Origin of the sequence: Pseudomonas sp. NFX1 (assembly GCF_051123555.1) — a bacterium.
In the GTDB taxonomy this organism is placed as follows: Bacteria; Pseudomonadota; Gammaproteobacteria; order Pseudomonadales; family Pseudomonadaceae; genus Aquipseudomonas; species Aquipseudomonas capeferrum.
In genome coordinates, this window is record NZ_CP169366.1 from 5,137,923 (window position 1) to 5,150,423 (window position 12,501).

Sequence of the window (12,501 nt, forward strand, 5' to 3'; positions counted from 1 at the left end):
CACAGGGTTTGACCCAATTAGTCCAAATCGTTCCCAGATATGGGGCGCGCAGCGGCCCCCTGGAACGCTATATATTCAACCCTCGAGAAACCTCACAAGGATAAGAAGGCGTGTTGGCAACATCCCTGGTACTGGTCGCCGCCTTGCTGCATGCGACGTGGAATACCCTGATCAAATTCAGCGGCGAGCGCTTGCTGGTGATCGCCAGCATGGACACGGTGGCACTGGTGTTCGCGGTGCTGGCGGTGGCGTTCGTCGATGTGCCGCCGGCGCAGATATGGCCCTGGCTGATGGCCTCGGCGCTGGCCGAGCAGTTGTACCGCTACCTGCTGATCAAAGCCTACCGCGTGGGCGACCTGGGGCTGGTCTATCCTCTGATGCGCGGGCTGTCGCCGTTGGTGGTGCTGGGGCTGACGCTGGCGTTTGCTGGGGAGTCGCTGAGCCAGCAGCAGATCATCGGCATCCTGCTCATCCCTTGCGGCATGGCGTGCCTTCTATGGCAGGGGGGAGGGGGCGATCGCCTGCCCTGGTCGATGCTGCCGGTGGTGGCGCTGATCGGCCTGTGCATCGGTTGCTACACCTGGTTCGATGGCCAGGCGGTACGGCTGTGGGGCAAGCCGTGGGACTACCTGGTATGGCTGACCTTGCTCAGTGCCTGGCCCTTCCCGCTGCTGGCCAGTGTGGCGCGGCGGGCCCCCTTCGTGCTGTTCTGGCGAACCCAGTGGCGGCTGGGGTTGGCCGTGGGGTTTTGCGTGTTGTTCAGTTACGCCCTGGTGCTGTGGGCCATGCACCTGGGATCGGTGGCCGAAGCGGCAGCGTTGCGAGAGTTGAGCGTAATCCTGGTGGTGCTGTTTGGCATGCGCTACCTCAAAGAACCTTTTGGCGGGCCAAGACTCCTAGCTTGCGGGCTGGTGCTGGCAGGTATGCTGGTAATGAAGCTCTAACCCGATTATTGAACAAGGAGTCCTGTCCATGACCGTTGCCCTGTGGTGCATCCTGATCGCGCTGGCACTGCCGCCGCTTTGTGCGTTGATCGCCAAGGTGAGCAGTGGCCGTTTCGGCCTCAAGGACAATCACGACCCGCGCGCCTTCCTCGACACGCTATCGGGCCTGCCGCGCCGTGCCCACGCCGCGCAGCAGAACAGCTACGAGGCGTTTCCGGCATTTGCGGCGGCCGTGCTGGTGGCCGATATCGTCGGCAATGCCGAACAAGTGACGCAGGACGTGCTGGGCGTGATGTACATCACCAGTCGGCTGCTCTACATCATCTGCTACCTGGCGGACTGGGCGGCGTTGCGCTCGCTGGTGTGGTTTGCCGGGTTGGCGCTGATCGTGTCGTTCTTCGTCGTTTCGGCCTGAGTCGTCGCGCTTTTCGCGGGTAAACCCGCTCCCACAGCAGCCATTGCGATCCCTGTGGGGGCGGTTTTATCCTCGCAGCATTCAGCACCGTATCAAAGGACTTTCGGCACTTCAGGCAGCGGTTTGCCTTTCGGCCACAACATCCAGATCTGCCCCTGCTGCTTCATGTTACCGGCCAGCTCGCCTGCTTCAGGCCCGGTGCCCCAGAACAGGTCCGCACGTACTTCGCCAGCAATAGCCCCACCCGTATCCTGAGCGCCTACCGGCCGCACCACCGGCGTACCGTCCGGGCGCGTGGTCGACAGCCAGAGCAGGCTGCCCAGCGGAATCACCTTGCGGTCGATCGCCACACTGTAACCGGCCGTCAATGGCACATTGAGCGAGCCGCGCGGGCCTTCGTTACTGTCGGGGCGGGTGCTGAAGAACACATAGCTGGGGTTGCTGGCGAGCAATTCCGGTACCCGCTGTGGGTTGGCCTGGGCCCAGGCGTGAATGGCGCCCATACTCACCTCTTCCTTCTTCAATTGGCCCTGCTCCACCAGCCAGCGGCCGATCGGCCGATAGGGGTGGCCGTTCTGGTCGGCGTAGCCCAGGCGCAGTTGGCGGCCATCTTCCAGTTGTACCCGGCCCGAACCCTGGATCTGCAGGAACTGCAGGTCCATCGGGTCGGTCAGCCAGGCCAGCACCGGGGCCTTGACGCCCTCACGGTTGATCACCTCGGCGGTGTCGTAAGGCTTGAGCACGCGGCCGTCCAAGCGCCCACGCAAGCGCTTGCCCTTGAGCTCTGGGTACACGCTGGCCAGGTCGACCACAATCATGTCGTCGGGCACGCCATAAACCGCGACGTGGTTGGCCTCGGTAGGCTTCAGGCTGCCGGGGTAGACCGGCTCGTAGTAACCGGTGATCAGGCCGTTGGCATTGTTTTCGGCCGAGCGCAGGCCATAGACCTGCAGGTTCTGCTGCAGGAAGGCGCGTATTTGCAGGGCGTCGTCGGGCACGCTGGCAGCGGCCTCGCAGGTGGCGGCCCAGACTGTGTCGCGCTTGAGCTTCTCGCAACCATTACGCCACGCGTGGAAGCCGGCAACCAGGTCGGTGTCGCTGACGCTGGGCAGGTCCTGCCAGGTGGCGTTGGCATAGGTGGCAATGGCATGGGGCTCTGGCTTGGCGCTTTCGCCGCCGTTGCAGCCGGCCAGCAGGGCCAGCGCCGGGAGTGTCCAGGCCAGGTGGCGCAGGGCAGATTTCATGTGTGGGTTCCTGTCACGGGCGAAGATGAATATTCGCCCCTGTTATTTATGTGGCTATTGGTCTTTGGCCCTCGGGCGGCGATACTGGCTGCCCATTTTCGTAGGCCGTATTGACCGTGATGTTCAAGCGATTGACCGTTGTTCTGCTCGCAGCCCTGGCCCTGAACGCCTGTGACCGTGTTGACCCGAATTCGCCGTTGGGCAAGCGTAAGGTGATCTTCAAGGACATGCTCAAGACCAGCGAAGACCTGGGTGGCATGTTGCGCGGTCGTTTGCCCTTCGACGGGGAGAAGTTTGCCGAGGGGGCCGTGAAGCTCGACACCCTGTCGCAGCAGCCGTGGCAGCACTTCCCGCAGGCGCGCGATGGCGGCGACAGCAGTGCACGAGCAGAGGTGTGGGAGCGTCAGGCGCGTTTCCATGACCTTGCCCGGCAACTGGAGGGCGTGACTGGCGAGCTGGTCGATGCGACTCGGGGCCAGCCGCTGGACGCCGCGCAATTGAAAGGGCCGATGGACAAGGTCGAGGCAGCATGCAAGGCCTGTCATACCGAGTTTCGCAATCATTGAGGGTAAATGCCTTGGCCCCATCACCGGGAAACCGCTGATGGAGCCAGGGCAGGCAGCATAAGCAGGGCCTGTCAGCGGTCCAGTTCGTCCACTGCTTCCTGCAGTTCCTTCCTGGACTCTGCGAGCTTGTCTTTACGCTTGTTTATCCTTTCGGCGTCGCCTTTTTTCTCGGCTTTTTTCAGGTCTTTTTCGCGCTGTGCGACTTCATGGCGTGCATCGAGCACTTTTTGTTCGCGCTCTTTGCGCAGGCTGTTATCGGTGCAGTTCTTGGCGCCTTCCAGTGCCTGTTCGAGCCCCGCGACCTGGTCGCTGTTGCCATGTTCACGGGCAATCTTCAGCTGGTTCTCGATGGCACTGCGTTTGGCGTCGCAGCCCGTCAGGCCGGCATCCGGCTGGGCGGCCTGCACGGCGCCAGCGGTCAGACCAAGGGTTGCGAGCAGGAAAAGAGTCGAAATACGTTTCATGAAAAGCCTCCTGAACGGGGCGGGCAGAAAAGTTGGGGGAAATCCTGCCTTGGTTTTTCCTATTTAGAAACCCTTGTTGGTTTTTTCTGGTCGATACTCAGACTTTGCTTACATGGATTTTGGTAATAATTCATTGCGCGGGGGCTTTGTCGCTGAATTGGAATGCGTTGACGCCGGCCTCGTTCAACCGCGCTGCGATGGCTTGAACCTCGTTGGCCATGAAAAATGCCTCAAGCTGATGCGCGCGTACGGCGCCGATACCCGGCAATGCCTGCCAGTCACCGGCAGTACGCAAGGATAGCTGAGCCCACTCACCTTCCAGTTGCATGCCGCCGGGTGCGGGTACGCCAAGCGCCCGCAACCAGCGGGCAAAGGGTTGGGAGCGCGCGCTTTCGAAGCTGTTCATCAGCTGTGTGGCAGTCGCTTCGCTGATACCCGGCACCTCACCCATTCGCTGGGTATCGAGGTGCAGCCAGTCAGTCATTGAGGTAACTACCCCCGCATCGACCAGGCGCCGCCACGTACCCGGCCCGGTGCGTGGCATGGCCAGCCCCTGCTTGCCACTGAGCCATGTGAGCCGTGCAATGAACTGCTCGTTGCAGCCATCGCCTGCGTGCCAGCAGCTGTGCGGGTGATAGCGTCCTGGCGGCGGCACCTCCATCGGCTGGCGCACGGCCGCGCGATGCACCACGCGCTCGAAACGCGGGATGGTCAGCCCTGCCAGGCTGATTGCCACCTGGTCACCCGGGGCAATGTCGAGGCGCTGCCAGCGGTCCAGTGAGCCCAGGCTTACCTGGGTGATCAGTCGGTCGTCCAGTTTGACCGGTTGAAGCTGCAGCACCGGTGTGATCCTCCCGGTGCGGCCGACCCGCAAGCGGACTTCGCGTACGTCTGCCAGGGCCTGGGCGTAGGGGTGTTTCCAGGCTGCGAGCCAGTAAGGCGCCTTGGCCTGCCAGCGCTCAGCGGGTGGCCGTGCGTCCTGGCGCAGAATCACGCCATCGGTGGCGAAGGGCAGGGGTGAGCGGTACCAGTGCTGGCGCCAGTGCGCGGCCTGGGTGGCGGAGTCGATCGCGATGCTGTAGCGCTGGCTGTCGGGGAAGCCCAGTTGCGCCAGTTGCGAAACCCGTTCGGCCTGGCTATCGGGGCCTTGCGGCCAGTCCCAGACGAACAGGCCGATGCCGGCCCCTTGTTCTGCGCTGAACAGCTTGCGGGCGAGTAGCCCGGCCACGGTCCCGCGCGCATTGACGCTGCCAGCCTGGGCTTGGATATGTGCGTCCAGGCGCAGGTACAGTTCACCTTGCAGCACCAGGTCACGCGCTTGGGGCAGTTGCCGGGTGATGGCGCCGAGCTGAGCGATATGGCGACTCCAGTCGTGCCCTTGCACCCCATCACCGCGGCTCAGCAACTGCACCAGTTGCCCCTGCCGATAGCGAACAGAGACCGCCACGCCATCGACCTTGGGCTGTATCCACAGGCCCGTCTTGCCAGCCATCCAGCGGCCCACGGCCTGCTCGTCGGCGAGCTTGTCGACGCCGGTATGCGGAATGGGGTGGGGAACCGGGCCACGTGCCGTCGTCAGGGGGGCAAGTCCTGCCAGCAGGCCGAAACATTGCTGCAAGTGGTGCAGGCGTTGTCGGCTTTGGTCATACAGCTCATCTGCCACCAGCGCGATGCCCTGGCGGTGGTAGTGGTCATCCCAGTGGGAAAGCGTATCGCGCAGGTGGGCAACTTCGGTTTCGGCTTGTTGCATGGGCCAGTCGGGGCATGAGGCGGCCCTTGCAAGCGAGGCCTGCAGTGAGAGCAGCAGTGCAAATAGCAGCATGAACGGCATGGCCAGCATCCTTGCATGGCGGGAGGAGCCTTCAGCCTAGGCAGGTAGCGCGCTGGTTGCTGTGAGCAGTTGTCAGTCGATATGTCACAACGCTCACGGCGGAAACCTGAAAAGCAAAAGCCCCTGCCGATCGCTCGGCAGGGGCTTTCGTTTACCGCTGTAGGAAAATTACAGCCCGGCAGCGTCACGCAGCGACTGGGCGCGGTCGGTGCGCTCCCAGGTGAAGGTGGTGAAGGTGTCGTCGCCGACAGTCTTCTGCTGTGGCGTGCGGCCGAAGTGGCCGTAGGCAGCGGTTTCCTGGTACATCGGGTGCAGCAGGTCGAGCATCTTGGTGATGGCGTACGGGCGCAGGTCGAAGCACTCGCGCACCAGTTGTACGATCTTCTCGTCCGACACTTTACCTGTGCCGAAGGTGTTGATCGAAATGGAGGTCGGCTGGGCCACGCCGATCGCGTAGGACACCTGGATCTCGCAGCGCTCGGCCAGGCCGGCAGCAACGATGTTCTTGGCCACGTAGCGGCCGGCATAGGCGGCCGAACGGTCGACCTTGGACGGGTCCTTGCCGGAGAACGCGCCACCACCGTGACGGGCCATGCCGCCGTAGGAGTCGACGATGATCTTGCGGCCAGTCAGGCCGCAGTCACCCACCGGGCCACCGATGATGAAGTTGCCGGTCGGGTTGATGTGGTACTGGGTGCCCTTGTGCAGCAGCTCGGCCGGCAGGGTGTGCTTGACGATCAGCTCCATCACCGCTTCCTGCAGGTCTTTCTGCGAGACCTCAGGGTTGTGCTGGGTGGACAGGACGACGGCGTCGATGCCGACCACCTTGCCGTTTTCGTAGCGGCAGGTGACCTGCGACTTGGCGTCCGGGCGCAGCCACGGCAGCAGCTTGGACTTGCGCGCTTCGGCCTGGCGCTCGACCAGACGGTGCGAGAAGCAGATCGGCGCCGGCATCAGCACGTCGGTTTCGTTGCTGGCGTAGCCGAACATCAGGCCCTGGTCGCCCGCGCCCTGGTCTTCCGGCTTGGAGCGGTCGACGCCTTGGGCGATGTCGACCGACTGCTTGCCGATGATGTTCATCACGGCGCAGGTGGCGCCGTCGAAGCCGACGTCGGAGCTGTTGTAGCCGATGTCGATGATGACCTTGCGTACCAGCTCTTCGAGGTCGACCCAGGCGGAAGTGGAGACTTCGCCGGCGATGATGGCGACTCCGGTCTTGACCAGGGTTTCGCAGGCTACGCGGGCGTATTTGTCCTGAGCGATGATGGCATCAAGGACAGCGTCCGAAATCTGGTCGGCGATCTTGTCCGGATGCCCTTCGGACACGGACTCGGAGGTGAAAAGGGAGTATTCGCTCATCTCGAAGGGTTCCTAAAATTTACCGATGGTGTATGTCGCCAGTCGCCCGCTGAAAGTGGCGGACCTGTATCTGGAAACCGTTACGCAAGCCCACGTAGAGGCTGTCCCCGGGGACCAGCCCGGCAACGTTGGCCCAACGGGCCAGGTCGTCCTGTTCGAAGCCCAGCCAGAGGTCGCCGCAGGCATCCCGCGCCCACCCCTGGTCATGGCTGCACAGCTCGGTGACCAGCAGGCTGCCGCCCGCTTTCACCCGTTTGGCCAGCAGGCGCAGGGCCAGGGCCGGGTCGCTGAAGTGGTGCAGGACCATGTTCAGCACAACGCAGTCGGCTGCCACATCCGTTGCATCCAGTGCATCGGCCAACTGCAGGCTCACATTGTCCAGGCCTTCACGCTGGCAGACCTGGCGGGCCAGCTCGAGCATGGTCGGGCTGTTGTCCAGCGCGGTCACCGTGCCGAAGCGCCGCGCCAGGTCCGGCAGGAAGCCGCCGTCGCCGGGGCCTACCTCCAGTGCACTGGCAGCCGGGCCGAAATTCAGTTTGTCGAGCATGGCCAGCAGGCTTTCGCGGTACTGCGGCAGGCCGGCGATCAGGTCTTGCTGGGCGCGGAATTTTTCTTCCACGCGCTGGAAGAAGTCCTGGCTGGTGGCCGCACGACGCTGCTGCACCTGGGCGATCCGTGCCTGTACCGCCGGCGGCAAGGTCAGGTCGTCGACCTCGTCGAGCAGCGCCGTGTGCAGGCGCCCGCCAAGGCGCAGGCTGTCGGGCAGGGCGCGGCGGTAGAAGATGGCGTTGCCTTCGCGGCGGGTAGCCACCAGTTCGGCCTGGGCCAGTACCTTGAGGTGGTGGCTCATGCCGGACTGGCCGATGTCAAAGATTTGCGCCAGTTCCAGCACGCCAAACGAATCGCTGGCCAGCGCGCGCAAGACATTCAGGCGCAGCGCATCGCCACTGGCTTTGCACAGGGCAGCCAGTGTGTCGCTTCGCTCGGGGATCGATTGCGCACGGAGGTTCATGGGGCGGCAGTCTAGACAGGCATCGTTGCCCCCGCAAGACCAATATCAAAAAGTTTTGATATTGGCGATGAGCTGCAAGCCGCAAGGCTCAAGCTGCAAGAATAGAGCGTTCCGCGCGCGGGTCTGCTTTCGCTTGCAGCTTAAAGCTTGCCGCTCGCAGCTTTAATGTTTGCCCCCAGCCCCCCCAGTGGGCGAAAATGGCCGCCTTTTTTCGTTTCACTACTTATTCAAGCCCCAGGAGATCAGCGATGCCCAGCCGTCGTGAACGTGCCAACGCCATTCGTGCACTCAGCATGGATGCCGTGCAAAAGGCCAACAGCGGCCACCCAGGTGCCCCTATGGGCATGGCGGATATCGCCGAAGTGCTTTGGCGCGACTATCTGAAGCACAACCCGAGCAACCCGAGCTTCGCCGACCGTGACCGCTTCGTGCTGTCCAACGGCCACGGCTCGATGCTGATCTACTCGCTGCTGCACCTGACCGGCTACGACCTGTCGATCGACGACCTCAAGGCCTTCCGCCAGCTGCACAGCCGTACCCCGGGCCACCCGGAATACGGCTACACCCCGGGTGTCGAGACCACCACCGGCCCGTTGGGCCAAGGCCTGGCCAACGCCGTGGGCTTTGCCCTGGCAGAAAAAGTGTTGGGCGCGCAGTTCAACCGTGACGGCCACAACATCGTCGACCACAACACTTACGTGTTCCTCGGCGACGGCTGCATGATGGAAGGCATCTCCCACGAAGTCGCCGCCTTGGCTGGCACCCTGGGCCTGGGCAAGCTGATCGCGTTCTACGACGACAACGGTATCTCCATCGACGGCGAAGTCGAAGGCTGGTTCACCGACGACACGCCCAAGCGTTTCGAAGCCTACAATTGGCAGGTGATCCGCAACGTCGACGGCCACGATGCCGAAGAGATCAAGATGGCGATCGAGACTGCGCGCAAGAGCGAGCAGCCGACCCTGATCTGCTGCAAGACCATCATCGGCTTCGGTTCGCCGAACAAGCAGGGCAAGGAAGACTGCCACGGTGCCCCGCTGGGCAACGACGAAATCGCCCTGGCCCGCAAAGCACTGAACTGGAACCACGGCCCGTTCGAAATCCCGGCCGACATCTATGCCGAATGGGACGCCAAGGCCGCCGGTGCCAAGGCTGAGGCCGAGTGGAACCAGCGCTTCGACGCCTACGCCAAGGCGCACCCGGAGCTGGCTGCCGAGTTCAAACGCCGTGACAGCGGCGAGCTGCCGGCCGACTTCTCGGAAAAGGCCCAGGCCTACATCAATGAAGTCGCTGCCAAAGGCGAGACCATCGCCAGCCGCAAGGCCAGCCAGAATGCCCTGAACGCTTTCGGCCCGCTGCTGCCTGAGTTCCTCGGCGGTTCGGCTGACCTGGCCGGTTCCAACCTGACCCTGTGGAAAGGCTGCAAGGGCGTCGAAGCCCATGACGCCAGCGGCAACTACGTGTACTACGGCGTGCGCGAGTTCGGCATGACCGCGATCATGAACGGCGTTGCCCTGCACGGCGGCCTGGTGCCTTACGGCGCGACCTTCCTGATGTTCATGGAATACGCCCGCAATGCAGTGCGCATGTCGGCCCTGATGAAGCAGCGCGTCATCCACGTCTACACCCACGACTCCATCGGCCTGGGCGAAGACGGCCCGACTCACCAGCCGATCGAGCAGCTGACCAGCCTGCGCAGCACGCCGAACCTGGACACCTGGCGCCCAGCCGACGCGGTCGAAGCGGCCGTGTCCTGGAAAAACGCCCTGGAGCGCAAGGACGGCCCATCGGCGCTGATCTTCTCGCGCCAGAACCTGCAGCACCAGGACCGCGACGCCCAGCAGATCGCCGACATCAGCCGCGGTGGCTACATCCTCAAGGACTGCGCTGGCGAGCCTGAGCTGATCCTGATTGCCACCGGTTCCGAAGTGGGCCTGGCGGTTCAGGCCTTCGACAAGCTGACCGAGCAGGGCCGCAAGGCCCGCGTGGTCTCCATGCCGTGCACCAGCGTGTTCGATGCCCAGGACGCTGCCTACAAGCAGTCGGTACTGCCACTGGAAGTGGGCGCGCGCATCGCCATCGAAGCTGCCCATGCCGACTTCTGGTACAAGTACGTCGGCCTGGAAGGTCGTATCATCGGCATGACCACCTACGGTGAGTCGGCCCCGGCCTCTGCCCTGTTCGAAGAGTTCGGCTTCACCCTGGAGAACATCCTGGGTACCGCCGAAGAGCTGCTGGAAGACTGATACAGGCAAAGTGAGGGCCGCAGGCCCTCATTCGCGGCACAAGGCCGCTCCCAGAGGATCTGCATAAACCGCAGTACCCTGTGGGAGCGGCCTTGTGCCGCGAATGGGCCGCATGGCGGCTCCGTTCAACCGCCGGAGTTCAAGAGCTACCTATGTCCCACCCGCGTCCCTACAAAGTTGCACTCAACGGTTATGGCCGCATCGGCCGCTGTGTCCTGCGCGCGTTGTTCGAGCGGGGGGCGAAGGCCGGTTTCGAGATTGTCGCGCTGAACGACCTGGCCGATCAGGCCAGCCTTGAATACCTGACACGCTTCGACTCCACCCACGGGCGTTTCCCCGGTGAGGTGAAGGTCGACGGCGATTGTCTGCATATCAATGGTGACTGCGTGAAGGTAATGCGCAGTGCCACCCCGGAAGGCATCGACTGGGCCGCCCTGGGCATCGACCTGGTGCTGGAGTGCTCCGGCGCCTACAACACCCGCGCCGATGGCCAGCGTTTTCTGGATGCCGGCGCGCCACGGGTCCTGTTCTCGCAGCCCATGGCCAGTGAGGCGGACGTGGACGCCACGGTGGTCTACGGCATCAACCAGGCGTGCCTGACCGGCAGCGAGCGCCTGGTGTCCAACGCGTCGTGCACCACCAACTGCGGCGTGCCGCTGTTGCGCGTGCTGGACCAGGCGTTCGGCATCGAATACGTGCAGATCACCACCATCCACTCGGCGATGAACGACCAGCCGGTGATCGACGCCTACCACCACGAAGACCTGCGCCGCACGCGTTCGGCGTTTCAGTCGGTGATCCCGGTGTCCACCGGGCTGGCACGCGGCATCGAGCGGTTGCTGCCGGAACTTGCCGGGCGAATCCAGGCCAAAGCGGTACGCGTGCCGACCGTCAACGTGTCGTGCCTGGACATCACCCTGCAGACCGCCCGCGACACCAGTGCCGCCGAGGTCAACCGGGTGCTGCGCGAGGCAGCGCTGGAAGGCCCGCTCAAAGGATTGCTGGCCTACACCGAGCTGCCCCACGCCAGCTGTGATTTCAACCACGACCCGCATTCGGCGATCGTCGATGCCAGCCAGACCCGTGTTTCCGGCCCCCGCCTGGTGAACCTGCTGGCCTGGTTCGACAACGAATGGGGGTTCGCCAACCGTATGCTCGACGTCGCCGAACACTATCTGCACGTCGTTCACCCAACCCGCAACAAACAGCCCTGAAGGACTGCATTCATGACCGTGTTGAAGATGACCGACCTCGACCTGCAAGGTAAACGCGTACTGATCCGCGAAGACCTCAACGTGCCTGTGAAGGACGGTGTGGTAACCAGCGACGCGCGTATCCTGGCAGCGCTGCCGACCATCAAGCTGGCCCTGGAAAAGGGTGCGGCGGTAATGGTCTGCTCGCACCTGGGCCGCCCTACCGAAGGTGAATTCTCGGCCGAAAACAGCCTCAAGCCGGTCGCCGAGTACCTGAGCAAGGCCCTGGGCCGAGACGTGCCGCTGGTCGCCGACTACCTGAACGGTGTCGAGGTCAAGGCCGGTGACCTGGTGCTGTTCGAGAACGTGCGCTTCAACAAGGGCGAGAAAAAGAACGCCGACGAACTGGCGCAGCAATACGCTGCCCTGTGCGACGTGTTCGTGATGGACGCCTTTGGTACTGCCCACCGCGCCGAGGGTTCGACCCATGGCGTGGCCAAGTTCGCCAAGGTCGCCGCTGCTGGCCCGCTGCTGGCTGCCGAGCTGGATGCCCTGGGCAAGGCGCTGAAAGCCCCGGCCAAGCCGATGGCGGCCATCGTTGCCGGCTCCAAGGTTTCCACCAAGCTGGACGTGCTGAACAGCCTGAGCAGCGTCTGCGACCAACTGATCGTTGGTGGCGGTATTGCCAACACTTTCCTGGCCGCTGCTGGTCACCCTGTGGGCAAGTCGCTGTATGAGCCTGACCTGGTCGACACCGCAAAAGCCATCGCCGCCAAGGTCAGCGTGCCGCTGCCAGTCGACGTGGTGGTCGCCAAGGAATTCGCCGAAAGCGCCGAAGCCACCGTCAAGGCTATCGCCGACGTTGCTGCTGACGACATGATCCTGGACATCGGCCCACAGACTGCAGCCAATTTCGCCGAGCTGCTGAAGTCGTCGAAGACCATCCTGTGGAACGGCCCGGTCGGCGTGTTCGAGTTCGACCAGTTCGGCAATGGCACCAAGGTGCTGGCCAAGGCCATCGCCGAAAGCCCTGCGTTCTCCATCGCCGGTGGCGGTGACACCCTGGCGGCCATCGACAAATATGGCGTCAGCAAGGAAATCTCCTACATTTCTACCGGTGGTGGTGCCTTCCTCGAGTTCGTCGAGGGCAAGGTACTGCCGGCTGTGGCGATCCTGGAAGAGCGGGCTAAAGCCTGACAATGGCGGCGCCTGGCAAAGGGAGCGACC

Annotated in this window: 11 protein-coding genes; 6 read left to right on the top strand and 5 right to left on the bottom strand. The window is 63.5% G+C overall.

Annotated features, from left to right (window positions below):
* Positions 1 to 110 precede the first annotated feature (110 nt).
* Complete coding sequence (locus DJ563_RS23110) at positions 111 to 944, top strand: EamA family transporter (protein ID WP_434518395.1); 834 nt, start codon at positions 111 to 113, stop codon at positions 942 to 944.
* Positions 945 to 972: 28 nt separating this feature from the next.
* Complete coding sequence (locus DJ563_RS23115; protein ID WP_033701891.1) at positions 973 to 1,359, top strand: MAPEG family protein; 387 nt, start codon at positions 973 to 975, stop codon at positions 1,357 to 1,359.
* Between the two features lie 92 nt (positions 1,360 to 1,451).
* Here the strand turns inward: DJ563_RS23115 and mltA are convergent, their stop codons facing one another.
* Positions 1,452 to 2,603 carry a murein transglycosylase A gene (mltA, locus tag DJ563_RS23120; RefSeq protein WP_434518396.1) on the bottom strand — a complete coding sequence of 384 codons (1,152 nt, stop codon included), beginning with the start codon at positions 2,601 to 2,603 and terminating at the stop codon, positions 1,452 to 1,454.
* Between the two features lie 119 nt (positions 2,604 to 2,722).
* On the opposite strand from mltA, the gene DJ563_RS23125 reads away from it, so the two are divergent.
* Positions 2,723 to 3,169 (top strand): c-type cytochrome, encoded by a 447-nt coding sequence (locus DJ563_RS23125; protein WP_434518397.1) that lies wholly within the window; start codon positions 2,723 to 2,725, stop codon positions 3,167 to 3,169.
* Positions 3,170 to 3,240: 71 nt separating this feature from the next.
* Here DJ563_RS23125 and DJ563_RS23130 read toward each other — a convergent pair whose 3' ends face one another.
* The 4 genes from DJ563_RS23130 to DJ563_RS23145 form a co-directional block, all read right to left on the bottom strand.
* Complete coding sequence (locus DJ563_RS23130; protein WP_274097516.1) at positions 3,241 to 3,633, bottom strand: DUF1090 domain-containing protein; 393 nt, start codon at positions 3,631 to 3,633, stop codon at positions 3,241 to 3,243.
* A 130-nt stretch (positions 3,634 to 3,763) separates the two neighbouring features.
* Positions 3,764 to 5,464: an NAD-dependent DNA ligase LigB gene (gene ligB / locus DJ563_RS23135; RefSeq protein ID WP_434518398.1), complete on the bottom strand. Its 1,701-nt coding sequence runs from the start codon at positions 5,462 to 5,464 to the stop codon at positions 3,764 to 3,766.
* 168 nt (positions 5,465 to 5,632) lie between these two features.
* Positions 5,633 to 6,823 carry a methionine adenosyltransferase gene (metK, locus tag DJ563_RS23140; protein WP_033701884.1) on the bottom strand — a complete coding sequence of 397 codons (1,191 nt, stop codon included), beginning with the start codon at positions 6,821 to 6,823 and terminating at the stop codon, positions 5,633 to 5,635.
* A 19-nt stretch (positions 6,824 to 6,842) separates the two neighbouring features.
* Positions 6,843 to 7,835 (bottom strand): ArsR/SmtB family transcription factor, encoded by a 993-nt coding sequence (locus DJ563_RS23145; protein WP_434518399.1) that lies wholly within the window; start codon positions 7,833 to 7,835, stop codon positions 6,843 to 6,845.
* Positions 7,836 to 8,083: 248 nt separating this feature from the next.
* On the opposite strand from DJ563_RS23145, the gene tkt reads away from it, so the two are divergent.
* The 3 genes from tkt to DJ563_RS23160 all read left to right on the top strand — a co-directional run bounded on the left by tkt (position 8,084) and on the right by DJ563_RS23160 (position 12,471).
* Positions 8,084 to 10,081, top strand: a complete 1,998-nt coding sequence (gene tkt / locus DJ563_RS23150; protein ID WP_434518400.1) for a transketolase — start codon at positions 8,084 to 8,086, stop codon at positions 10,079 to 10,081.
* A 152-nt stretch (positions 10,082 to 10,233) separates the two neighbouring features.
* On the top strand, positions 10,234 to 11,295 hold the full coding sequence (gene epd, locus DJ563_RS23155; RefSeq protein ID WP_274097520.1) for an erythrose-4-phosphate dehydrogenase: 1,062 nt from the start codon (positions 10,234 to 10,236) through the stop codon (positions 11,293 to 11,295).
* Between the two features lie 12 nt (positions 11,296 to 11,307).
* Complete coding sequence (locus tag DJ563_RS23160; protein ID WP_274097521.1) at positions 11,308 to 12,471, top strand: phosphoglycerate kinase; 1,164 nt, start codon at positions 11,308 to 11,310, stop codon at positions 12,469 to 12,471.
* Positions 12,472 to 12,501: the final 30 nt, after the last annotated feature.

Bases quoted from the DNA above. Each gene is read 5' to 3' on its own strand.
- metK (WP_033701884.1), bottom strand. From the start codon at position 6,823: ATGAGCGAATACTCCCTTTTCACCTCCGAGTCCGTGTCCGAAGGGCAT.
- DJ563_RS23130 (WP_274097516.1), bottom strand. From the start codon at position 3,633: ATGAAACGTATTTCGACTCTTTTCCTGCTCGCAACCCTTGGTCTGACC.
- DJ563_RS23115 (WP_033701891.1), top strand. From the start codon at position 973: ATGACCGTTGCCCTGTGGTGCATCCTGATCGCGCTGGCACTGCCGCCG.
- ligB (WP_434518398.1), bottom strand. From the start codon at position 5,464: ATGCCGTTCATGCTGCTATTTGCACTGCTGCTCTCACTGCAGGCCTCG.
- DJ563_RS23160 (WP_274097521.1), top strand. From the start codon at position 11,308: ATGACCGTGTTGAAGATGACCGACCTCGACCTGCAAGGTAAACGCGTA.
- tkt (WP_434518400.1), top strand. From the start codon at position 8,084: ATGCCCAGCCGTCGTGAACGTGCCAACGCCATTCGTGCACTCAGCATG.
- DJ563_RS23145 (WP_434518399.1), bottom strand. From the start codon at position 7,835: ATGAACCTCCGTGCGCAATCGATCCCCGAGCGAAGCGACACACTGGCT.
- mltA (WP_434518396.1), bottom strand. From the start codon at position 2,603: ATGAAATCTGCCCTGCGCCACCTGGCCTGGACACTCCCGGCGCTGGCC.
- DJ563_RS23125 (WP_434518397.1), top strand. From the start codon at position 2,723: ATGTTCAAGCGATTGACCGTTGTTCTGCTCGCAGCCCTGGCCCTGAAC.
- epd (WP_274097520.1), top strand. From the start codon at position 10,234: ATGTCCCACCCGCGTCCCTACAAAGTTGCACTCAACGGTTATGGCCGC.